The 21,274-nt window shown below is 30.1% G+C and carries 25 protein-coding genes and 1 riboswitch; of the genes, 5 read left to right on the forward strand and 20 right to left on the reverse strand.

Features of this window, described 5'->3' with window-relative positions:
• The first annotated feature begins 8 nt into the window (after positions 1-8).
• On the forward strand, positions 9-218 hold the full coding sequence (locus L1S47_RS04420) for a hypothetical protein (protein ID WP_238882281.1): 210 nt from the start codon (positions 9-11) through the stop codon (positions 216-218).
• 204 nt (positions 219-422) lie between these two features.
• On the opposite strand, the gene L1S47_RS04425 is transcribed toward L1S47_RS04420, so the two are convergent.
• The 7 genes from L1S47_RS04425 to L1S47_RS04455 all read right to left on the reverse strand — a co-directional run bounded on the left by L1S47_RS04425 (position 423) and on the right by L1S47_RS04455 (position 6,558).
• Positions 423-821: a hypothetical protein gene (locus tag L1S47_RS04425; protein ID WP_202767693.1), complete on the reverse strand. Its 399-nt coding sequence runs from the start codon at positions 819-821 to the stop codon at positions 423-425.
• Between the two features lie 3 nt (positions 822-824).
• Positions 825-1,082, reverse strand: a complete 258-nt coding sequence (locus tag L1S47_RS04430; RefSeq protein ID WP_202768111.1) for a DUF1292 domain-containing protein — start codon at positions 1,080-1,082, stop codon at positions 825-827.
• A 100-nt stretch (positions 1,083-1,182) separates the two neighbouring features.
• The gene (locus tag L1S47_RS04435; protein WP_238882282.1) at positions 1,183-2,355 is read right to left on the reverse strand and encodes an FprA family A-type flavoprotein; all 1,173 of its coding nucleotides are present in this window, start codon (positions 2,353-2,355) and stop codon (positions 1,183-1,185) included.
• Between the two features lie 90 nt (positions 2,356-2,445).
• On the reverse strand, positions 2,446-4,731 hold the full coding sequence (helD, locus tag L1S47_RS04440; protein ID WP_238882283.1) for an RNA polymerase recycling motor HelD: 2,286 nt from the start codon (positions 4,729-4,731) through the stop codon (positions 2,446-2,448).
• Positions 4,732-4,869: 138 nt separating this feature from the next.
• Positions 4,870-5,355 carry a peptide deformylase gene (gene def / locus L1S47_RS04445; RefSeq protein WP_238882284.1) on the reverse strand — a complete coding sequence of 162 codons (486 nt, stop codon included), beginning with the start codon at positions 5,353-5,355 and terminating at the stop codon, positions 4,870-4,872.
• Between the two features lie 164 nt (positions 5,356-5,519).
• Positions 5,520-6,242: a hypothetical protein gene (locus L1S47_RS04450; RefSeq protein ID WP_238882285.1), complete on the reverse strand. Its 723-nt coding sequence runs from the start codon at positions 6,240-6,242 to the stop codon at positions 5,520-5,522.
• 166 nt (positions 6,243-6,408) lie between these two features.
• Complete coding sequence (locus L1S47_RS04455) at positions 6,409-6,558, reverse strand: hypothetical protein (protein ID WP_238882286.1); 150 nt, start codon at positions 6,556-6,558, stop codon at positions 6,409-6,411.
• Between the two features lie 170 nt (positions 6,559-6,728).
• Here L1S47_RS04455 and L1S47_RS04460 point away from each other — a divergent pair, with 170 nt between their 5' ends.
• Positions 6,729-6,959 (forward strand): helix-turn-helix transcriptional regulator, encoded by a 231-nt coding sequence (locus L1S47_RS04460; protein WP_238882287.1) that lies wholly within the window; start codon positions 6,729-6,731, stop codon positions 6,957-6,959.
• Positions 6,952-7,458: a hypothetical protein gene (locus L1S47_RS04465; RefSeq protein WP_238882288.1), complete on the forward strand. Its 507-nt coding sequence runs from the start codon at positions 6,952-6,954 to the stop codon at positions 7,456-7,458. The genes L1S47_RS04460 and L1S47_RS04465 overlap by 8 nt, the downstream gene beginning before the upstream one ends.
• 46 nt (positions 7,459-7,504) lie before the next feature.
• Here L1S47_RS04465 and L1S47_RS04470 read toward each other — a convergent pair whose 3' ends face one another.
• Positions 7,505-7,960: an S-ribosylhomocysteine lyase gene (locus tag L1S47_RS04470; protein WP_238882289.1), complete on the reverse strand. Its 456-nt coding sequence runs from the start codon at positions 7,958-7,960 to the stop codon at positions 7,505-7,507.
• Positions 7,961-7,973: 13 nt separating this feature from the next.
• The gene (metF, locus tag L1S47_RS04475) at positions 7,974-8,861 is read right to left on the reverse strand and encodes a methylenetetrahydrofolate reductase [NAD(P)H] (protein ID WP_238882290.1); all 888 of its coding nucleotides are present in this window, start codon (positions 8,859-8,861) and stop codon (positions 7,974-7,976) included.
• Positions 8,862-8,939: 78 nt separating this feature from the next.
• A riboswitch (SAM riboswitch) is annotated at positions 8,940-9,049 on the reverse strand.
• A 101-nt stretch (positions 9,050-9,150) separates the two neighbouring features.
• Here metF and L1S47_RS04480 point away from each other — a divergent pair.
• Complete coding sequence (locus L1S47_RS04480; protein WP_238882291.1) at positions 9,151-9,717, forward strand: hypothetical protein; 567 nt, start codon at positions 9,151-9,153, stop codon at positions 9,715-9,717.
• A 59-nt stretch (positions 9,718-9,776) separates the two neighbouring features.
• On the opposite strand, the gene L1S47_RS04485 is transcribed toward L1S47_RS04480, so the two are convergent.
• Both L1S47_RS04485 and L1S47_RS04490 read right to left on the reverse strand, forming a co-directional pair.
• Positions 9,777-10,916, reverse strand: a complete 1,140-nt coding sequence (locus tag L1S47_RS04485) for a MalY/PatB family protein (RefSeq protein WP_238882292.1) — start codon at positions 10,914-10,916, stop codon at positions 9,777-9,779.
• An 89-nt stretch (positions 10,917-11,005) separates the two neighbouring features.
• Positions 11,006-11,959 (reverse strand): MraY family glycosyltransferase, encoded by a 954-nt coding sequence (locus tag L1S47_RS04490; RefSeq protein WP_202767706.1) that lies wholly within the window; start codon positions 11,957-11,959, stop codon positions 11,006-11,008.
• A 395-nt stretch (positions 11,960-12,354) separates the two neighbouring features.
• On the opposite strand from L1S47_RS04490, the gene L1S47_RS04495 reads away from it, so the two are divergent.
• Positions 12,355-12,561: a hypothetical protein gene (locus tag L1S47_RS04495; protein WP_238882293.1), complete on the forward strand. Its 207-nt coding sequence runs from the start codon at positions 12,355-12,357 to the stop codon at positions 12,559-12,561.
• Positions 12,562-12,640: 79 nt separating this feature from the next.
• Here L1S47_RS04495 and L1S47_RS04500 read toward each other — a convergent pair whose 3' ends face one another.
• Genes L1S47_RS04500 through L1S47_RS04540 form a run of 9 tightly spaced genes read right to left on the reverse strand, consistent with a single transcriptional unit; the run spans position 12,641 to position 21,156 of the window.
• Positions 12,641-13,282, reverse strand: a complete 642-nt coding sequence (locus L1S47_RS04500) for a V-type ATP synthase subunit D (RefSeq protein WP_238882294.1) — start codon at positions 13,280-13,282, stop codon at positions 12,641-12,643.
• A 3-nt stretch (positions 13,283-13,285) separates the two neighbouring features.
• On the reverse strand, positions 13,286-14,668 hold the full coding sequence (locus tag L1S47_RS04505) for a V-type ATP synthase subunit B (protein ID WP_238882295.1): 1,383 nt from the start codon (positions 14,666-14,668) through the stop codon (positions 13,286-13,288).
• Entirely contained in the window at positions 14,661-16,436 is a 1,776-nt protein-coding gene (locus tag L1S47_RS04510; RefSeq protein WP_238882498.1) for a V-type ATP synthase subunit A, read from the reverse strand. Before L1S47_RS04510 ends, L1S47_RS04505 begins: the two co-directional genes overlap by 8 nt.
• An 18-nt stretch (positions 16,437-16,454) precedes the next feature.
• Positions 16,455-16,766, reverse strand: coding sequence for a V-type ATP synthase subunit F (locus tag L1S47_RS04515; protein ID WP_238882296.1), 312 nt, complete (start codon positions 16,764-16,766; stop codon positions 16,455-16,457).
• Positions 16,759-17,760 carry a V-type ATP synthase subunit C gene (locus L1S47_RS04520; RefSeq protein ID WP_238882297.1) on the reverse strand — a complete coding sequence of 334 codons (1,002 nt, stop codon included), beginning with the start codon at positions 17,758-17,760 and terminating at the stop codon, positions 16,759-16,761. The genes L1S47_RS04515 and L1S47_RS04520 overlap by 8 nt, the downstream gene beginning before the upstream one ends.
• 11 nt (positions 17,761-17,771) lie before the next feature.
• Positions 17,772-18,371 carry a V-type ATP synthase subunit E gene (locus L1S47_RS04525; RefSeq protein WP_238882298.1) on the reverse strand — a complete coding sequence of 200 codons (600 nt, stop codon included), beginning with the start codon at positions 18,369-18,371 and terminating at the stop codon, positions 17,772-17,774.
• A gap of 16 nt (positions 18,372-18,387) precedes the next feature.
• Positions 18,388-18,876 carry a V-type ATP synthase subunit K gene (locus L1S47_RS04530; protein WP_202767714.1) on the reverse strand — a complete coding sequence of 163 codons (489 nt, stop codon included), beginning with the start codon at positions 18,874-18,876 and terminating at the stop codon, positions 18,388-18,390.
• 17 nt (positions 18,877-18,893) lie between these two features.
• Entirely contained in the window at positions 18,894-20,828 is a 1,935-nt protein-coding gene (locus L1S47_RS04535; protein WP_238882299.1) for a V-type ATP synthase subunit I, read from the reverse strand.
• A 1-nt stretch (position 20,829) separates the two neighbouring features.
• Positions 20,830-21,156: an ATPase gene (locus L1S47_RS04540; protein ID WP_238882300.1), complete on the reverse strand. Its 327-nt coding sequence runs from the start codon at positions 21,154-21,156 to the stop codon at positions 20,830-20,832.
• Positions 21,157-21,274: the final 118 nt, after the last annotated feature.

Consider the following 21,274-nt stretch of genomic DNA (forward strand, 5'->3'; position numbering starts at 1 on the left):
TGAAAGAAATGAAAACAAAAACAATTCAACGTAGAATTAACTTAGAAAAGACTCTTTTAAATTTTTTATTAAAGTTTTTATCTCCAACCAATAGCTTTGTTATATACTTAAGTCAACATTTGGACAAGCTTATAGTAAAAGGACAACTTCGTTTATACAAAAAATATAAAAGAAAGCATAATAGAAGAAGAACTATTCCTTTACGATACACAGCTTAGCTAAAAAAACTTAAAAATTAATTAACAAAGTTTTCAACACATATTTTAGATTTTAATCTTGACGAGATATATCTTAAATTAAATAAGATACTTGAATTATCTCACTTACTAAGAATAATAAAACAGAAACCCAAGGTTTCTGTTTTCATTTGTACATATTATATTATTAAGAAAAAACATACGTCGTTAACCTTAACCAAAATATTAAAGACCTAACTCATCCATAACTTCTTCTATATCTTTTTCTTCATCAATGTCATTAAATAGTGCTACAAATTCCCCATAAGTAGGATTATTAATATCTAAGTCATAGGCCAAAAATTGTCCTTCTACTTCCTCTTCTTCCATAACTTCATCAATTATTTCCTCTACATTATCTAGTGCAATGTCATATAGGTATGGTAGGTATAATTCTTTGTACCACTCTTCACTTTCACTCTCATAAGTTTCTTCTTCATCTGCATATGCTTTAGCTGCAGCTAATTCATCTTTATCAAAATCATAAAAAAACTTTACAAGTAAGAAACCTTTTTTATATTTGATTTCTTCAATATCACTTAAATCCTTTTCTTTTAATGACTTCAAAATCTCACTACTTACCATTTTCTATTCTCCTTGATATAGTAATTTTTTATACTCCTTTTTAACAGCTTCAAACTCTTTTTGGTCCTCAACAAAATTATACTCTTCTTTTCCTTCCACCTCGTCTACTCTAAAAATGAAGGCATCTTCAACATTACCATCTCCTTCTAGGGGTGATAGTATTAAATATTCTTTTTCTTCTAAATATATTCTTGCAATTGCCTCAAAATCAACTTTATTTCCATCTTCGTCTCTAAAGGACATTATTTCTTTATCTTCCATTATTTCTTTATTTTCCATTATACTCATTTCCTTTCTCTATGTGATTAAAAAGTAAGGGTAAAAAGTCATATACTTTTTACCCATTATAATAAAAACAATTCTATTTTACAAGTTCAGCAAATTGTTCAGCTAACTCATCTGCATTTTTATAGTCTTCATCTGAAGGAACAAAAGTAAACTTTAATCCTGGATGGTTAACTTTAAGTTTTAAACTCTTTAATCTTTCAGTTAACATAGGAACTCCTTCACCACTCCAACCAAAAGATCCAAATGCTGCAGCTACCTTGCCTCTATTAATTATAGGATTAACTAAGCTTAATAAATCCCAAGAAGGTTTTACCGCATCTTGATTTATTGTCGGTGAACCAATTAAGAATCCATTACTTCTTTCAATTAAGGCTGCTGCTTCTTCTAATGGCATAGCTGTTATTTCATGAACTTCTGTCTTAATACCTTTAGCACTTATTTTCTCTGCTAGATATTTTGCCATATGTTCAGTATTACCGTATGCAGAAATATAGAATATTTGTACATTTTTTTCTACATCCTCTATCTTAGCCCATTCTCTATATAAATCTAAGAATTTTTGAACATGATTAACATGAACTGGCCCATGACTTGGTGCTATTATGTCAAACTTTAAGTCCTTAATTTTATCTAAACCCATATTTACAAATTTCTTAAATGGTCCCATTATGCAATCAAAATAATATTTCATTTCTTCAAAGTACTCATCCCCAAAAGCAGCTGAAATACTTCCTGCTGGGCAATAGTGACATCCAGTAAAGTCACATGTAAATAAGAAATTTAATTCTTCAACATATGTAAATATTGTGTCTGGCCAATGTAAGTTTGGTGCAGATATAAATTTAAGAGTAGTTTTTCCTAATGATAGTTCTTCCTTTGCTTCAATATAGTTGAATTCTCTATTTAAAATATTTTTAAGATAGTTTATAGCTGCTTTTGAACCAACTATTGTTACATCTGGATAATCTTCTATTAGTTTTATTAAGGAACCACTATGGTCAAGTTCAGTATGTTGTACTATTACATAGTCTACTTTCTTATCTCCAATTACTTCCTTAAGATTTTCTTTAAATTCATCATAAAAACCATTTTTTACTGTATCCACTACAGCTACTTTTTCATCATCAATTACATATGAATTATAAGTAGTCCCTTTTTTAGTTTCCATTATGATGTCAAATACTCTTAATTTTGCATCTTTTACTCCAACCCAATAAATATTTTCTCTTAATTTTTCTACAGACATATTATACCTCCCCATACTTATGCTCCATCTTTAAATACAAAGTAATTGTATCATATTGATAGTTTATTAACAACTCTTGGAGAATGCTCCCTAAGCTTCTAATAATGGTGTTAATTTCCCTTTATAGAAGATAGTTTCTCTATGCAAAGCTCTCGTTAAAGCTACATATAGTAATTTTTTATCTTCCTCGGTATCTTTATATAAATTACTATCTACATTAAATAGTATTGTACCATCAAACTCCAAGCCTTTTGTTAAATATGAAGGTATTATTACATTATTTACATTCAATTCCTTATCTCCCTCTTTAACAACGTCCCAGGAGAAATTACTATAATTCTTTATTCTGCTCTTAAGTTTTTTGCATTCCTCAAAATCCTTGCAAATTATTGCAATAGATTTTTTGTTTGCATTTCTTATTTCTTCCACTTTCTCATCAATATTCTTAGCCAAGTCTTTAAAATTGCTATATTCAATTATTTCTGGCACTGGTCCACTCCTAATTACTGCCTTTGCAGGCTTTGGAGCATTTAACTGTTTATTTAGAACAATATTTGCAACATCAATTATTTCCATAGTACTTCTATAACTTTGGCTTAATGAAATAAAGGTACATTCTCCATTAAAAATATCTTCAATTAAGGTTTCCCAATTATTAATTCCTTTATAACTATATATTCCTTGTCCTAAATCCCCAACTATAGTCATTGAGCTTCCTTGACACATCATTTTAGTTACATGAAACATTAATGGAGAATAATCTTGCGCCTCATCAATTACTATATGTTTATATTTATTTTCATCCTTAATTCCTTCAGTTTTAAGCTTTAAATATAAAAGTGCTGCAATGTCATCCTCATCTATTATTTCCTTTTCTCTATTGTTTAGAACTTCTTCTCGCATAAACTTTTCTAAAGCTTTAGGAATCCTTCCACCAGAAGCTTCTTCAAATATTTCATCTTCTTCAAACAATCTATAATAAAGGCCTTCTCCACTTTGACTATTCCAAGATTCAAAATACTCTTTTAATTTTGATATAGCCTCATTTTTAAGATTTTTCTTTTTTTCATCTCTCTCATCATATATTTCTATAAGTTTCTTTCTTCTTTCAGGTGAATCTTCTTCATTCTTTTTAATCTTATTTATCTTTAAATTATAGAAAAGATCAAGTTGTTCATATACTCTAAGCAGTGTATTATCAAGCTTTTTACTGAAATATTTATATATTTCTTCTATTCTTTTATTTACCGGGAAATGTATCAAATCTTTAAAGTATAATCTCTTAATTTCATTTGCTCCATAAAGGGTAAATCCTTGAATTTTAATGTCCTCTAAACTTTGAGAATCTCTTTCCCAAACAGTAATTAATCTATCTAAGATAGTTTTAAATAATATCGAGCCTTTAATCTTACTTGTGTTTTTTAAATATTTAGCTCTTTCACTATCTCCTTCTAATATCTCCCTTAGTTTTTCATCTCTTGTATAAATCTTACCCTTCAATCCTAAAAATTCTTTTCCTAGAATAGGAAAGGTCTTTTGATTAACCTCATAAGTACCTAGATTAGGAAGTATTTCAGAAATATAATCTAAAAACAATTTATTTGGTGCTAATACTAATATATCTTCACCTTTTATTTTCTCATTATATCTATATACTAAATACGCAAGTCTATGAAGTGCTACTGTAGTTTTCCCTGAACCTGCTGAACCTTGAACAATTAGTGGAAAATTAAGAGGTGCTCTTATTATGTCATTTTGTTCCTTTTGAATTGTAGCAACTACTTCCTTAAGCTTACTTCCTGCACTTTCTTCAAGATTTATTTTAAGAAATTCATCTACTAATTCATTTTCTTCATCTGCTGTTTCACCTTTTAATATAATTTCATTTATTCCTTCATCAAATATATCTTTAAGCTCACCGTCTTTAATTAAAAACTTTCTTTTCAATTGAAGCTTTCCGTTTATTACACCAACTGGTGATCTATAGTATGCTTCTCCTTGTGTACCACTATAGTAAAGATCTGCAATGGGTGCTCTCCAGTCAATTACTATTTCTTCCCCATCTTTTGAATCGTATATCCCATACTTACCTATATAGAAGTTTTCCGGCATTCTTTTATCTTCTTTAAAATCAATTCTTCCGAAATAAGGATTTTCTGTAGCCTCCGAATAATTTTTCAGATTTTTACTTACTATATTATATATTATTTTTGTATTCTCAAGTTCTAAGCTATAGCTTCCTCTAGCTGCTTTCTTTAAATCAGAAATCTTTGTTTTAAAGCCTTCCTCTTCATCAACTTTTCTTTCTATTTCAATGTTAATCCTATTCTTTTTTTCCTCAAGAACTTCAACTTCATATTCAAATTCATTATGCATACTATCACCATCCTCTCAATGTAACTCTTATTTTCTTAATTCTTAAAGAAAATAAACTTAGCCTTAGGCTAAGTTTATTTATAAAACACTTAATAATTTACTACCAAAATTATACAACCACTAATAATGGTTGTCAAACTATTCTTCCGAATCCTCTTCTTCTTCTAATTCATAAACTTCTGTAGCTTTATCAACATACATGATTCCATCTAAATGGTCAATTTCATGACAGAAACATCTTGCTAAAAATCCTTCTGCTTCATATTCCATTAGATTTCCATCTTCATCATAAGCTTGAACTACAACTCTAGTTGGTCTTTCAACTAACCCTTCATATCCAACATAACTTAAGCATCCCTCAGAATCAACTTCTTTACCCTCTTGTTCTAATATTTCTGGGTTTATAAGTACTACTGGTTCAGATTCTCCATCTCTTAAATCTATATATACTACTCTTTTATTTACTGCAATTTGTGGTGCTGCTAATCCTACCCCATCTACAGTTGCTAGAGTATCCCTTAAGTCTTCGATTAATTCATCAATTTCTTCATTTATTTCTTTTACAGGTTCACAAACCTTTTTTAAATGTTCATCACCTAGTTGCACAATTTTTCTAACTGCCATCACAATTCTCCTTTCGGTTATTTACAATACTATTATTGCATAAAATCATGATTTTTGCATTAACTTTATAAGAAAACTGTATAGCATTTTGTAGATTTAACTTTTCTCAATAAATAGTAAAGACCTTCATAATTTTCTATGAAGGTCTTTCTATATAATATTTATTATTTTCTTGTTTTATATATAACTATTAACCCAATAATAATAAATATTGCTGCTTTAATAAATACAGATATAGTATTAAATATATAATTATACCCAAAGTCTGCAAAGTAGAATCCTGCATTTTGAAGCGCCTGAGATATTCCAAAGAATACAAGTACTACTCCTACTATCTTAAAGAATAGCTTAAATTCTTTTGACTCTCCTTCAAAGAATCCAAAGCCTTTTCCTTCTCTAAGTGCGAGTAAATCTAAAACTGAAAACACTGATAGTAATAAAATCAATGTATTTACTAATTGCATATTTAAAAGTCCATTTATAAATATACCTGCTAGAAATGTAATAAATAACTTCATACCTTTATCAGTATATCCTTCATATATATGTCCAAAACCTGGGATAATTGAAAGTATTATTCCTAATAAATTTTTATTTCTTTGAGAGAAATTAGTTTCCTCTTCTAAATTAATAATTCCTCTATTTATATAGTCTGCTGACATAAATGCATCCACTGCTGAAAACACCCATACAATAAATGCAAAATGATCAAATAAATTGTTTATGCCTCCAAAAAAATTATAATTCCCAAATCCATGCTCTCTGCCACCAATGGATAAAACCATAGTACTTAATAAAAATATTATTCCTCTATTATAAAGCCCTAAATAAAAATGGCCTCCGCCTGGTAACAGGGAGTATATAAATGCCTTGCCCTTACTTTTCATACTTATTACCTCCTTTACTTTATATATTTATAATAGTTCTATTTTCTTAATAAAATTATATATATCACCTTAAGTTTTTCTTAATATAATATATGATACAAAAATCACACAGAATTATAGCCTAGGTAAACTAACTATTACCTAGGCTATAACTTATGTTCAAAAATTAAAAATGTGGATCTATTTCATCCCTTTGTATTCTTTTTAAATCTTTTAATCTTAAATGAGTTTCTTCCATTATTTTATCCCAACTCTCACCTGCTATTAGTTTTTCTTTTGCTATTTTATATAATTCTTTTTCCTTCTCATTAAGCATACAATCACTCCTTTATTATTTATCAGATTTATTTTTCTCAATAATTATAATTTTATAATTTAAAATTTAATGTTGTTTATAATGCACAAAATGTATTGTATATTTGACATTTTGAATTATATATAATACAATTTATTTATACCAATATTTAACTGGAGGTAATATACGAAATGGCTAAGCCTAAAATATTCAAAACTAATTTGAAGGTTTTAAGAGCTGAAAAAAATATAACACAAGAAAAGCTTGCCGAAGATATAGATGTGTCTAGAGGAACAATATTAGAAATTGAACGAGGCACTTTTAATCCATCATTAAAATTAGCTTTTAAAATAGCTCAATATTTTGATAAAAGAATTGATGATATCTTTGAATTATTACAGGAGGATATGGAAGATGAATAAGTATTTAGTAATCATAGGACTTGCAATTATTTGTATTATTGTTAACTTCGCTGTGGAATTATTTATTAAAGAAAAAGACGAGAGAGAAACCCAAGCTTTCCTTGACTCTCTTAAACTCACATGTATATTTACAATTTTTATTTTTGGACTAATTATAACTAATAAATTAATTCACTCTGTCCAAACATTTGACGTAAAAGAGATAGGCTGGATTCTTATTTCAAGTTCGCTTATTCTTTTATTAAGTTATCAAATAAAAACTAAAACCGATTTTAGTTTTCCTAAATTAATTAAAATAAACAAAACAAATAAAAACAGTATTAGGATATCTTTATATATATTTTCATTTTTATTTTTGGCTTTTGTTATCTTTGCAATATATATAAATAGCAATTCTTATGCTCTATACTTAAAAAGTATATTAGGAACTATAGCATATATTTCTGTTTCGATTGTGCTATATATATTAGCATTCTTAAAAAAGAATAAAATATTTTAAAATAAAAGACTTAAGGCATAATAAATACCTTAAGTCTTTATTTTATTTATTCACCAAAAACATTTAATGAAAAACCATTTTCTAAAACTTTTTTAGCATATTCTTTAGCACCAAAGAGTGATAAATCTTTATAGTTTCCACATTGAAATTCATTTCTTGCTGGAATTTCATCTGCAACTAATACTTTTTTAAGTGCCGCTTCTAAAGCTGGTTTAACTTCTGCTGGTTCTCTATCTCCCCAAACTATTAGATAAAATCCTGTTCTGCATCCCATTGGAGATAAATCAATTATTCCATCTAATTCTTCTCTTAATAGTCCTGCTAAAAGATGTTCTAATCCATGAATTGATGCAGTTGGGATAGCTTCCTTATTAGGTTGTGTAAATCTTAAATCGAATTTAGTAACCTTGTCTCCTAAACTACCATCTAAAGTCTTAGCCTTTCTAATATAAGGTGCCTTTACTATTCTATGATCTAATTCAAAACTTTCTACTTTTTCCATTTTGTTTCCTCCTTTAAATAACTGCCTTTTCATTTAAGGTATTAATTATAGTTCCTATATTCTCTGTTATTCTTCTTGCTACTAATGGATTATTCATGGTATATAAGTGTATACCCCTAACTCCTGATGATAATAGATCAACTATCTGCTCTACTGCATATGCTATTCCTGCATCTCTTAAAGCTTCAGGGTTATGCTCATATTTGTCCATCATTCTTAAGAATTTAGCTGGTAACTGTGCACCACAAAGGCTACTAATTCTCTCGATTTGCTTTTTATTCACTACTGGCATTATTCCTGCCTCAATAGGAACATTAATTCCTTCTTTATCTGCTCTCTCAAGAAAATTATAAAAGATTTCATTGTTAAAAAACAACTGATAAACTAAGTGTTCAGCACCATTATCTACCTTTTGCTTAAGTCTCTCTATATCAAGCTCTAAATTCCTGCATTCTATATGGCCTTCCGGATAACAAGCAGCACTAACCCCAAAATCTCCTTGATCTTTAATGTGTTTAACTAATTCATAAGCATATGAAAATTCCCCATTATTAGTTTGACCCATTGGAATATCTCCTCTAAGTGCAAGGATATTATTAATATTATTCTTCTTCAAGTCATTTAGAATATTATTGATATCTTCTTTTGTAGATCCAATGCACGTTAAGTGTGCAAGTGCCTCAATACCATATTTATTCTTTATTAGTGAAGATAATTGAGTAGTTTTATTATCTACAGTACTCCCACCAGCTCCGTAAGTTACTGATATAAAGTCTGGTTTTAATTCCCCAAGATTTTCTAGTGTTGTGTATATTGTTTCAAGTGAAGATGTAGTTTTAGGTGGAAAGATCTCAAAAGAATAAACTACCTTTCTACTTTCAAAAATATCCTTAATAAACATATAAATACCCCCTTAAAAAAATAAAAACCTAAAGGATATTACCTTTAGGTTTATATAACGCGATTTCCCCAAATAATATCCTTATCTTCCAGTTAAACACTGCAGGAATTAGCACCCACTAAGTCAAATGATAACTTATAGGTTGCTGGGTTTCATTGGGCCAGTCCCTCCACCACTCTAGATAAGTTTGAATAAATTATACACTATGATGGTAATATTGTAAATATTTTTTTATTACAATAATACTGATATAATATACTTATTACTTAACTACAGGAAGGGTTAATATATGAGCGAAAATAATAAACATAAAGGTACAGAAGGCACTAAAGGTTCAAAAAAAGTAAACATTAAACTACTATTAAACAGCTTTGCATTATTATCAATATTAATCATAGTTTATTTAGGTGGAGTTATGAGTGAAAGCGTTGCAACAGATACACCTATAGATTCTATTACAAAAACTACGTCTAAAAAATTCGATGATAAGTCTATAAAAGTTGATAAAATAATATCAACAAGCGATAATATAATTGGTTTTTATGAGTCCCAAAATTCAACTGGTATTATTGAATTTGATAGGCATAAATTCCTCTATAATAGGTTTGTTCCTACTAAACAATATGAGTCAACTACTAAAATTAATACTCAAACTATAGGAAAATACTTTATTGTATTTGGAGATTTTTCAAATACTAATGTTAGTAAAATCAAAATAACCTCAAATTCAAAAACAGAAGAGGCAGAAATATCAAATGGAAAAGATTTTGCAGTATTTAACCTTGCAAGCGAAAATTCAACTGCTACCTACGTGTTGATAGACAAAGATGGAAATACTATTTCTGAAATTAAATAACAGAAATATATGTCTAATTATAAAGGGAATTCAGTATTTACTGAGTTCCCTTTTTTAACTTAATCTGTTTTTTTATTTTCTTTTAAAGCTTTCTCAATTCTATCCATAGCCCTAACTAAAGTATCTCTTGTACATCCAAAGTTAAGCCTTAAAAATCCTTCCTCGCCAAAATCCTTTCCATCTGAAAGAATAACTTTAGCCTTTTTATATAGAAACTTATATGGATCCTTAATACCTGTTTCTCTAAAATCTATCCAAAGCAAATACGTTCCTTCCACCGGAGTTAATTTTAATTCTGGTAGTCTACTTTTAAATTCTCTCTCTAAAAATTCTAAATTACCTTTTAGATATTCTAGTAATTCTTTTCTCCAAGACTCTCCATTTTTATATGCTTCTTTACATACTACATAGTTTAAAACTCCTGGATGTGGCAGCAATCCTTCTGAAGCTCTTAGGAACTTATTTCTTAATTCTGTGTTTGGTATAACCCCAAAGGCTATTGGTATTCCCGGTAGGTTATATGTTTTTCCTGGACTCATAAGAGTTATGCCTTGAGATACTTTATCTCCTAGTGACACTAACGGTATGTGCTTTCCCTCAAATATAAGCTGACAATGTATTTCATCAGAACATAGGATTAGCCCATGCCTTTCACAAAATTCTGCTAAATCCCCTAACTCCTCTTTAGAAAAAACTCTTCCTACTGGATTATGTGGATTGCATAATATAAATAGTTTAGTATCTTCTCTTATTGATTTCTCCATTGCTTCAAAATCAAAAGTATATTTACCCTGTTCTCTCTTTAACGGAACTTCTATTACTTCTCTATTAACATTTACAGGTGCTTTTCTTATGTTAGGATATACAGGTGTATTTATCATTACAGAGCCATCAATCATTTGACATACTACATTTATAGTTGGCACAATACTTGGAAGCCACACTATCCAAGATTCTTTTATCTCTGTGTTATATTCTTTTTTAAAATATTCTACTATAGTTTCTACTAGCTCTTTATCAGGTTTCGTGTATCCAAATATACCATGCTCAATTCTATTTTTTAAAGCCTTTATTATGGGTTCTGGAGATTTAAAATCCATATCTGCAACCCACAATGGAATATAATCCTCTCCGTACTGGTCCCACTTATAGCAAGATGTATTAAACCTTTTTATATCTTCATTAAAATTAATTCTCATAGAAATTCCTCCCTTTAGATACTAAAATAGTCTTTTATATAAAATTAGAGTTGAGATTTTATATAAGTAAATCTCAACTCTAGCTATTTTTAAACTTTAACAAATAACAATACTATTGATATTATGCTTAAGCACATACTAATTGCACAAATATATAAAACTATTTGATTTGTAGTAAGTCCTTTTTCTTGAAGTCTAAAATGTATTTGGCTTCTATCTGCCTGATAAATAGGTTTGCCTTCCGCATATCTTTTAAATATTACAAATATGTTATCAAAGATTGGTACACCTAATGCTAATATTGGAATAATTAAGCTCATAACCGTAGCTTGTTTAAATGCTCCATCTAAAGCAATTATCCCTAGAATGAATCCTAAAAAGTTAGCACCTGAATCCCCCATAAATACTTTTGCTGGATGCCTATTATACTTTAAGAAACCTAAAATAGATCCAACTAATATAATACACATCATAGCTGATTCTGGTTGTCTCATGGCAAGTGCCACAACAAATAAAGTTGTTGAAGATATTGTAGACAAGCTGCCTGCAAGTCCATCCATACCATCAGACCAATTTATTACAGTAGTAACCCCAAATATCCATGTTATTGTAAGAATAAATTGAACCACCACATGCAATTCTACATATTGTCCATTAAAAGGATTTGTAAATCCACTAAAAGCTATTCCACTTCTATAAACTAAAATAGCAGCAAGTATTTGTACGATAAACCTAGGATATATAGGGAATTCTTTTCCTCTTGTTTTATAGAAATCGTCTATTAATCCAATTAATAGGATACATAGTGACGCTATAAAAACAGTAATCTTTTCCTTTGTAATAAAATCTCCTACAAACACAAAATACATAACGAAAAAGCCTATAAACATCCCAACTCCTCCGCAAAGAGGTATTGGTTCCTTATGTTTTTTTCTTTCAGTTGGTTTATCTAAAAAATCATATTTTACAAATAACTTCATTAAAACAGGAATAATCAAATAAACTATAAATACAGCACAAGCTAATGCTATTCCATACTTCATATATAATCTCCTTCTAGGGTGTTAACTAAATCTTAAGTATCAAAATATACACAAATAACCCCTTTATTACATAACTAATGATAATTATATCTTTTATTCTATTTATTATCAATATTCATCATTTTATTCTATTGTTAAAAAATTAAAATAATATTTAAATATTCTATGTTTTCACTAATAAATCTTATGTCACTCAAAATTATACAACTCTGTCATTAAAATAATACCACAGAACAAGTAAAAAAAGATAAAATATTAGTTACAAAATATCAACATAAACAAAGCCTCATACATGCGCGGTCTTTTTAGCATTTATTTGGTTTTTATTAATCTCATATATTTCTCTAATAAATAATTTATAATTAACTGAACATACTAGGTGTGGAGGTGTTTTTATGAAAAAGAGTAATACAACTAAAAAGGATAAAACACTTGCTTCCCCAGCAACAACTGATTCGCTTGGAACATCTACTTCTGCTAATCTAAACGTTGGATTAGCTGGACCAGATGGTGACGATAGTACTTCACTTTTCCCCAGTTTTCATGAGGATAAAAACTGGTCTTCAAAAACTACATCAATTGATACAGATGACGACGATTAAAATTTACTTATTATCCGCACCTTCATATATTTTAGTTAATAAAAAAGTAGCAGAATAAATTATTCTACTACTTTTTTATTTATGCTTTTTGCTCTAACATAGCTTTTACTTTCATAAGTCTTGTTAAAGCACTTCTCTCATTTTCATCAAGTTTCATTCTTATATATTTTATTGTCTCTTCTAGTTCTGGTATTGTCATGAACTCAAGCGCATTAACTCTTCTTCTTGTTTTCTCAATTTCATCTGCCATAAGCTGGCAGCTCTTCTCTACTTCAGCTAGTTCAAGAAGCTTTGGTAAAATATCATACAGTCCTTTTATGGAGTCGTCTAGTTCGGAAGATGTACTTGCAAAACCATAAGGATATATACTTCCTGAATCACCTTCTAATTCTCGTTTAAAATTCATAACAGGAACATTTACACTCATGATATTTTTGCTTCCTACTTCCACGGATATACTCTCTTTTGGATAAGCAACAGCTTCTTCCAAAAATTCTGAACTCATAAGTGCTCTTGCCATTACAAAATCCTTTAAAGCACCATGTAATTCTTTTTCTACTTCTTTTCTTAGATTATTATTATGCTTTACCATGCTTATAAACTGCCTCATCAGCTCATCTTGTTTATCTTTTAAAAGCTTGTGTCCTCTAATTGCAGTAACGAGTCTCTTCTTTAGCTTAGTTAGTTCCATTCTGGTAGGATTGACATTTAATCTTGCCATAGATTACTCTTCCTCTCCCACGCTCATATACTTTTCAAGGTATTCATCTCTTATTCTCTTAAGCTCAGTTTTTGGTAATATCCTTAGAAGCTTCCACCCAAGGTCTAAAGTTTCCTCTATATTTCTATTTCCAGTGAAACTTTGAGATACATATTCTTTTTCAAAAGCCTCTGCAAATTTTGCATACTTCTTATCAGTTTCTGTTAAAGCTGATTCACCTAAAATAGATGCTAGTTCCTTAGCTTGCTTACCTTGGGCATATGCTGAGAATAATTGATTCATTGTATCTGCATGGTCTTCTCTTGTCTTTCCTTTTCCAATTCCCTTATCCTTAAGTCTCGATAAAGATGGTAAAACATCAATTGGCGGCATTATACCCTTCTTATATAATTCTCTTGAAAGAATTATCTGTCCTTCTGTTATATAACCTGTTAAGTCAGGGATTGGATGCGTTTTATCATCTTCTGGCATTGTAAGAATAGGGATTTGAGTTATGGAACCTTCTTTGCCTTTTATTCTTCCTGCTCTTTCATATATTGTTGAAAGGTCTGTATATAAATATCCTGGATATCCTCTTCTTCCAGGAACTTCTTTTCTAGCTGCTGAAACTTCTCTTAATGCTTCACAATAATTAGTTATATCGGTTAGTATAACTAATACGTGCATGCCTTTTTCATAAGCCAAAAATTCAGCTGTTGTTAGTGCCATTCTTGGGGTAGCTATTCTTTCTATAGCTGGATCTGAGGCTAAATTCATAAACAAAACAGATCTATCAATAGCTCCAGTTTTAGTAAATTCCTCAACGAAGAATTGTGCCTCTTCAAAGGTTATTCCTATTGCTCCAAATACAACTGCAAACTTTGTATCTGAATTTAAAACTTTTGCTTGTCTTGCTATTTGAGCTGCTAATTCTGAATGTGGAAGACCTGCTCCAGAGAATACTGGCAGTTTTTGTCCTCTAACTAATGTATTTAACCCATCTATCGCAGAAACTCCTGTTTGAATAAATTCTGAAGGATAATTTCTAGCTACTGGATTTATTATTTCTCCATTAATATCTAGGCGCTTTTCTGGAAGTATCTTAGGACCATCATCCTTTGGTCTTCCCATTCCATCAAATACTCTTCCGAGCATATCTTCAGAAACCCCTAATTCAAGTGGTTTTCCTAAAAATTTTGCTTTTGTACCCTTTAAGTTAATTCCAGCAGAACCTTCAAAAAGCTGTACCATGGCCTTACTTCCATTAACCTCAAGAACTTTCCCTCTTCTTTTTTCTCCAGTTTGAAGTTCTATTTCAACTAATTCATCATATTTTACCCCACTAACTCCTTCTACTACCATAAGTGGGCCAACTACTTCTGTTACTGTTCTATATTCCTTAAGCATTAAACACACCTCCTTCAGCAATAAGTGCATCTACAGCCTCTTTTAATTCTTCTAGAGTTTTATCTATCTTGCTTAATTCTTTTTCACTTACATATTTACTTCTTGCAATTTTATCTCTTATTTCTAATTCTAAAACTTTCTCTAGATATATTCCTTCATCTAATGCTCTCTCTGCTTCTTTATGGAAAGCTAAAACTAATTTTAACATTCTATATTGCTTTTCTAAAGATGCATAGGTATCTATTTCATGGAAGGCATTTTGTTGAAGATAGTCTTCTCTTAAAGATTTAGCTACTTCTAGCTTTAATCTATCTCTTTCAGAAAGAGAATCTATACCTACAAGTCTAACTATTTCTTCAAGGTTTGCTTCTTCTTGAAGTAATGCCATTGCTTCTGTTCTAAGTTCTGACCAATCTGAAGCTACATTTTCATTCATCCAGCTTCCCATTCTATCTAAATAAAGTGAATAAGAATTTAGCCAATTAATTGCTGGGAAATGTCTCTTATATGCAAGCTGTGCATCTAACCCCCAAAAAACCTTAACTATTCTTAATGTTGATTGAGTAACTGGCTCGGAAATATCTCCTCCTGGAGGTGAAACTGCTCCTATGGCTGTTACAGCTCCTTGTCTTCCTTCCTTACCTAAACAAACAACTTTTCCTGCTCTTTCATAGTAGTCTGCTAATCTTGAACCTAGGTATGCTGGATATCCTTCATCTCCTGGCATTTCTTCAAGTCTTCCTGACATCTCTCTTAATGCCTCAGCCCATCTGGAAGTTGAATCCGCCATTATTGATACTGAATATCCCATATCTCTAAAGTACTCAGCTATGGTTATTCCAGTGTATATAGAAGCTTCTCTTGCTGCAACAGGCATATTCGAGGTATTTGCAATAAGAACTGTTCTTTTCATTAAACTTTCACCAGTTCTAGGATCTTTTAATTCTGGGAACTCATTTAAAACATCAGTCATTTCGTTACCGCGCTCCCCGCATCCAACATAAACAACTATCTCCGTATCTCCCCATTTTGCAATTTGGTGTTGAACTACTGTCTTTCCAGCTCCAAATGGTCCTGGAACTGCAGCCGCTCCACCTTTTGCAACTGGAAAGAATGTATCTACTACTCTCTGTCCTGTAGTCATTGGCTCTATTGGATTAAGCTTATTCTTAAAAGGTCTTCCTTTTCTAACTGGCCATTTTTGAAGCATAGTAAGTTCTTTGTCTCCATCCTCTGTTTCTAAAACAGCTATTATTTCTGTTATTGTAAAATCACCTTTAAGTATTTCTTTTACTTTTCCACTTACCCCATAAGGAACCATGATTTTATGTAGAACTACAGGAGACTCCTTAACAGTTCCTAATATATCTCCAGCTTCTACTTTATCTCCAACTTTAGCTACAGGAGTAAACTCCCACTTTTTTTCTCTATTTAAACTTGGAACAGAAATTCCTTTTTTAAGGTATGATGAATTTGCTGCTTCCATAAATGCATCTAAAGGTCTTTGAATTCCATCAAACATAGATTCAATTAACCCTGGTGCAAGTTCTACTGATAAAGGTTCTCCAGTTGTTATAACTGGATCTCCAGGCCCTATTCCAGATGTTTCTTCATAAACTTGAATAGACGCCCTATCCCCTCTCATTTCTATGATTTCACCAATTAAGCCTTTTTGTCCAACCCTACATACGTCATATATATTAGCTTCATCCATTCCCTCAGCTACAACCAAAGGACCTGAAACTTTAATAATATTCCCGGTTTTCACCATTCAAAACCTACCTTCCTATAAAATATTAACGCCAACTGCTTTTTCCACATTATCACTTATTCTCTGAAGTCCTATATTTAAGGTTCCTTGATTACTTGGAATTAATATTATTGAAGGAAGCGTCATCTTATTATATCTTTCAATAGTTTCTTGAATATCCTTTGCAATCTGTTCTGTTATAAAAATAATCGCATAGTCACTCATCGCTAATCTATCTACTATTTTCCTAGATTCTTCCTTTCCCGTTACTGGAAAAACATCTATTCCTAATGCTTTAAAGGCTAAAACTGAATCCTTATCACCTACAACTCCAACCTTTTTATACATAAGCTTCACGCAGCCTTTCTTTAATTAATTCTTCAGAGATGTTATTTAGTTTACCAACCATAATAATTCTAAGTAATTTTATTTCCGTTTCTTTAGCATAAATGTAGGCTATAATTGGCTCTAATCCAAAACTTACATATTTAGCTTTTTTCATTAATTCCATAATATAATCTTCACTTAATTTTTCGAAAACAGTTGAAGTTCCTTCTTTAACATAGGACTCTATTCCTATTTTTAAAATATCTTTATAATTCGTGTAGGAAAGCTTTGTACTTATATTTTCTGGTGCATCAGTTAATAAAGAAAATAATTTATCCTTATCTATACTTCCACCTAAAATCATTACATTTCCAAAGAAATCTCTTCCCTTATTTTGTTTTCTTACTCTTAATAATGTTTTTAGATTTGTAAGGTCTATTAAGGAAGTGATATAACTGTGAAGAAACTTATCTCCAATTTCTTTATCTAATTCTTTTAATTCCTCATATAATCCCTTATCAAATATAATGTCTATATTTTGAGGATCTTTTTTCTCCTCAAAATCTTTAATGACACTTTCTAATGTTTTTCTCATTACTTTGTTAAAATCTCTATAGTATTCTGTTTCTATATAATTTTTTAACTTTGTTAATTCTACCCTTCCCACAGGTATTAGAATGTTTGAGAAATCTTTATTTAAATATTTACCTTTAATTAAAACTTTTAGATTATGATAATCATATTTAATGCTCATCACATCAACAATTGATCTAACTGGGCTAATTTCATATATTGATTTATAAACCCTATTAAGTTCTATACTTAGTATTTCTTCATAATCTTCAAACTTTTTTATATTTCCTAAAATATTTGAATACTCAGTTTCTCCTAGAAGTTTAAAAACTTCATCTTTTGAGGAGGCTTCACTCATTCTTTCAAGCTTTGTTCTATCAAGGAGCCTTGTTTCTAATACCCTAAGTCTAGGTATAGCTTGGGTAAATATCATTGGATCCATTCCTTACCTCCTTAATTAAATAACAAGTTAGCCACTTCATATTCTAACTCATCTTTTTTTGAGGAAATTAAAGCTTCAAAGGTATTATTTATTTCAACTCCATTTTTCTCTAGTATATATCCACCTTTGAAATTTCCTACCTCTGAGCTAATTGTTAGTCCATCTTTTTTCCCTCTTGCTTTTAATATATTATTTATTTCATTTATAAAATCTTGTTCTATAACTTTCTTATTTTGTTCGTTTAAAATAACCACTTCATCCCCAGTAATATCAAGATTAAGAATTGATTCTTTAAAATAATTTTTAAAAGCATCAAGATTCATATTACATAGCTCCTCTAAGGCTTTTTCAAAAACTTCATCCATAACTTTTTGTTTTACAGCTAGTTTTTCATTTCTTACCTTCAAAAGTGCATTTGATATAATTCTCTCTTTTCTAGCTTTACTTTCTTCTTTTGCCTTATCCAAAATGACTTTTTTGATTTCTTCTGCTTCTTGTAATTTTTTTGATAGTATCTTTTCACCTTCTAAATTAGCAGAAGCTATTATTTCTTTTTCTTTTTCTCTTGCTTCTTCTAAAATTTTTCCAGTTAAATTTTCTATGTTAGCCATCTATGCTCACTCCAAACTATTTTATAAATAGTACCATAAATAATGAAGCTACAAAGCCTAAAACTGCATAGGTTTCAACCATAACAGCATATATTACACCCTTCATTACATCATTAGGTCTTTTTGCAAGTATTTGAATTCCTGCAGCTGCAACTTTTCCTTGAGAGATTGCAGATCTCCATCCAGCTAAAGCTACTGGTAGACATGCCATAAGATACTTTAATCCTAATTCAAACCCTGGAGCATCTCCTCCAAATATACCAATCTTGGTAAATAGTAATAATGCAATAACAAAGCCATATAAACCTTGTGTACCAGGTAGTGCTACTAATATAAAAGTTTTACCAAACTTATCTGGTTCTTCTGTCATTAATCCTGCGGCTGCTTCACCTGCAATACCTATACCTTTTGCAGAACCTATTCCTGCTAGCCCTACTGCTAATGCTGCCCCTAATAATGCGAATATTAATCCACCTTTGTCTATAAAAAATTCAATCCATGTCATAATAAACTATCCTCCTACTATTTTGTTATTTTAATAAACTTATCACTTAACTTAAATGGGGTGAACTTCTTTCCTCCCCCTTCATAGAACTTACTAAAGAACTCTAAATACTGTAGTCTAGCTGCATGTACATAAGATCCTAATGCATTTATTGTTAAATTAAATAAATGAAGTCCTACAAATAGAAATGGTGCTAGAATAAACTTAAAGGGTGATGGAATTAAACTAATAATTAGATTTAAAGCGTTTGCGATAAATCCTGTTGCTAGTCCAAGCGCAAGTAGTCTTGAATATGAAACTACATCACCTAAGTAACCTGTGATTCCGTAAACCCCATATACGCCTCCACCTATTTTTCCTCCAATAGTAGTTGCTGACCTTCCTTGAGTAAATAGTAAGGCTATTAAACCTCCAAAAAGAAGAATTTTCCCTAAAACACCGCCTATACCAAGTAGCATCAGTATTGCACCTATTAATGCTGCATACCAAGTTAATACATCATAAACAGCATCTTTTATAGCTCCAGATCTTATTAGTATATAAGCCTTTGTACCTAAACCTATGAAAATATGAATTATTCCAAATACTAATGAAATAATAAATATTTCTAATATATTATTGGCTGGGTCTAATAAGAATGGAATATTTATGCCAAAGTACTTAGGTAATAGATCTCCAAACCATGAACCATATATTGCTCCCCAAAATACAGTTGAAATTCCTGCAAATAAAAATAACTTAAAGGTTTTTCTTCTTTCCTTATCTTTTACTCTCCATAAGGCAAAGGAGGTTGCTATAACCATTATTAATCCATAACCAGCATCTGAAAGCATCATTCCATAAAATAAAAAATAGAAAATTGAAAGTATTGGAGTCGGGTCAATCTCTGAATATTGAGGCATACTATACATTTCAATTACACTTTCGAAATTTGAAGCAAAGGAGCCATTTTTAAGTTTTATTGGAACTTTTGGAGCTTCTTCTTCTCTTACTTCACTAAAACTAATATAATAATTTTCTCCTAAGGTATCCTCTATTAGTGAAACTAACTCTTCATTGGACTCTTCTGTATTCCAGCCATAGATTGCTACTGTTCTCCTAGTTCTAAGAAAATTATTATTTGCCTCTGCTCTAAGATGTAATGTATTAAAATATTCATATGCAATTTGTAATTCTGAAATCTTATCTACGTAACCGTATAAAGATTCCTTTATATTATCTTCTTCATTAATTAACCTTAGATAAGATGAATTTAATTCTCTTATCTCTTCCGTAGGATTTTCACTATAACTCACTTGAAAATTAGAAAAGCCACTATTTTTTAATAAATCATTAAGTGGCGAATTCTCTATCTTTTTTTCTAATGCAAAAAAGTAAACATCAGTGTTATCTCTATTTAAAATTTCATAATAAATAGGATTTTCAAGAGTGTTAATTGAATTAATCAACTCCTCCTCGTACTGCTTAGGAAAAGTTCCTAAATAACTTGAAGTATATTTTAATTCATTAAGATATTTAAATGGTGCATCAAAATTACTCCACTTCTTTAAAAGTGAAATTTCAGTTTCAATCTTAGTAGTTAAACTAGAAATTTCATTTAATCTTTCCTCTTTATCTTTTAACTCTTTATAATATCTTTTCCAAGAATTATCTTTCATCTGCTGAGCGAGGTCATTATAAGATATTTCTCTTTTATCACTTAGAAAGGAGTTTAAAGCTGATTCTTTTTTTGAGTAAGGCGTTATAAAGTCAATAGCAAATTTAATTTTTGACAAATTTTCTCCATACTCTGTATAACTTGAATCTGTAGTAACTTCAGATAATTCTTTTAAGGTTTCATCTTTCTCTTCTTCATTTTGAAGATTAATAAATTGAACACCTTCAAAGGTTTGAAGTCTTTCTAGTAGCTTTGATTTCTCAGACTCTAAGGCAAGCAAAGTAAATTTATTCATTTTAACTATTGCCATGAATATTCACTATCCTCTCCATAATTTCTTTTACAGCTTTAACCTTCTTATCTTCAGAGGTATTTAAAATTTCTAACTTATCACTCTCGCCTTTTTCTAAAACAGGCTCTATATCCTTTTCACCTTGTTTTTCAGCATTCTTAATTAAATTATCCCCTTGGTTTTTAGCCTTACATATAATTTCATCATATTTTTTTAAAGCTTCCTCACTAGCTTTAGTTATGATGTTTTTTTCTTCTATCTTAGCTGCTTTGATTATTTCTTCAGCTTCTTCTTCCGCTTTTCTTATATCTTGTAATGCGTCTAGTGCCAAATTATCACCACCTTATAATAATTTGCATGATAAAAAACAACCTTTTACATGGTATTAATTACTTCTTTAATTATGGCTTAATATGAACTTTTTGTCAATTGCATACAGACAAGCTTTA

The sequence above is a fragment of the Clostridium sp. YIM B02551 genome, assembly GCF_022324735.1.
GTDB classification, from domain to species: domain Bacteria; phylum Bacillota; class Clostridia; order Clostridiales; family Clostridiaceae; genus Clostridium_T; species Clostridium_T paridis.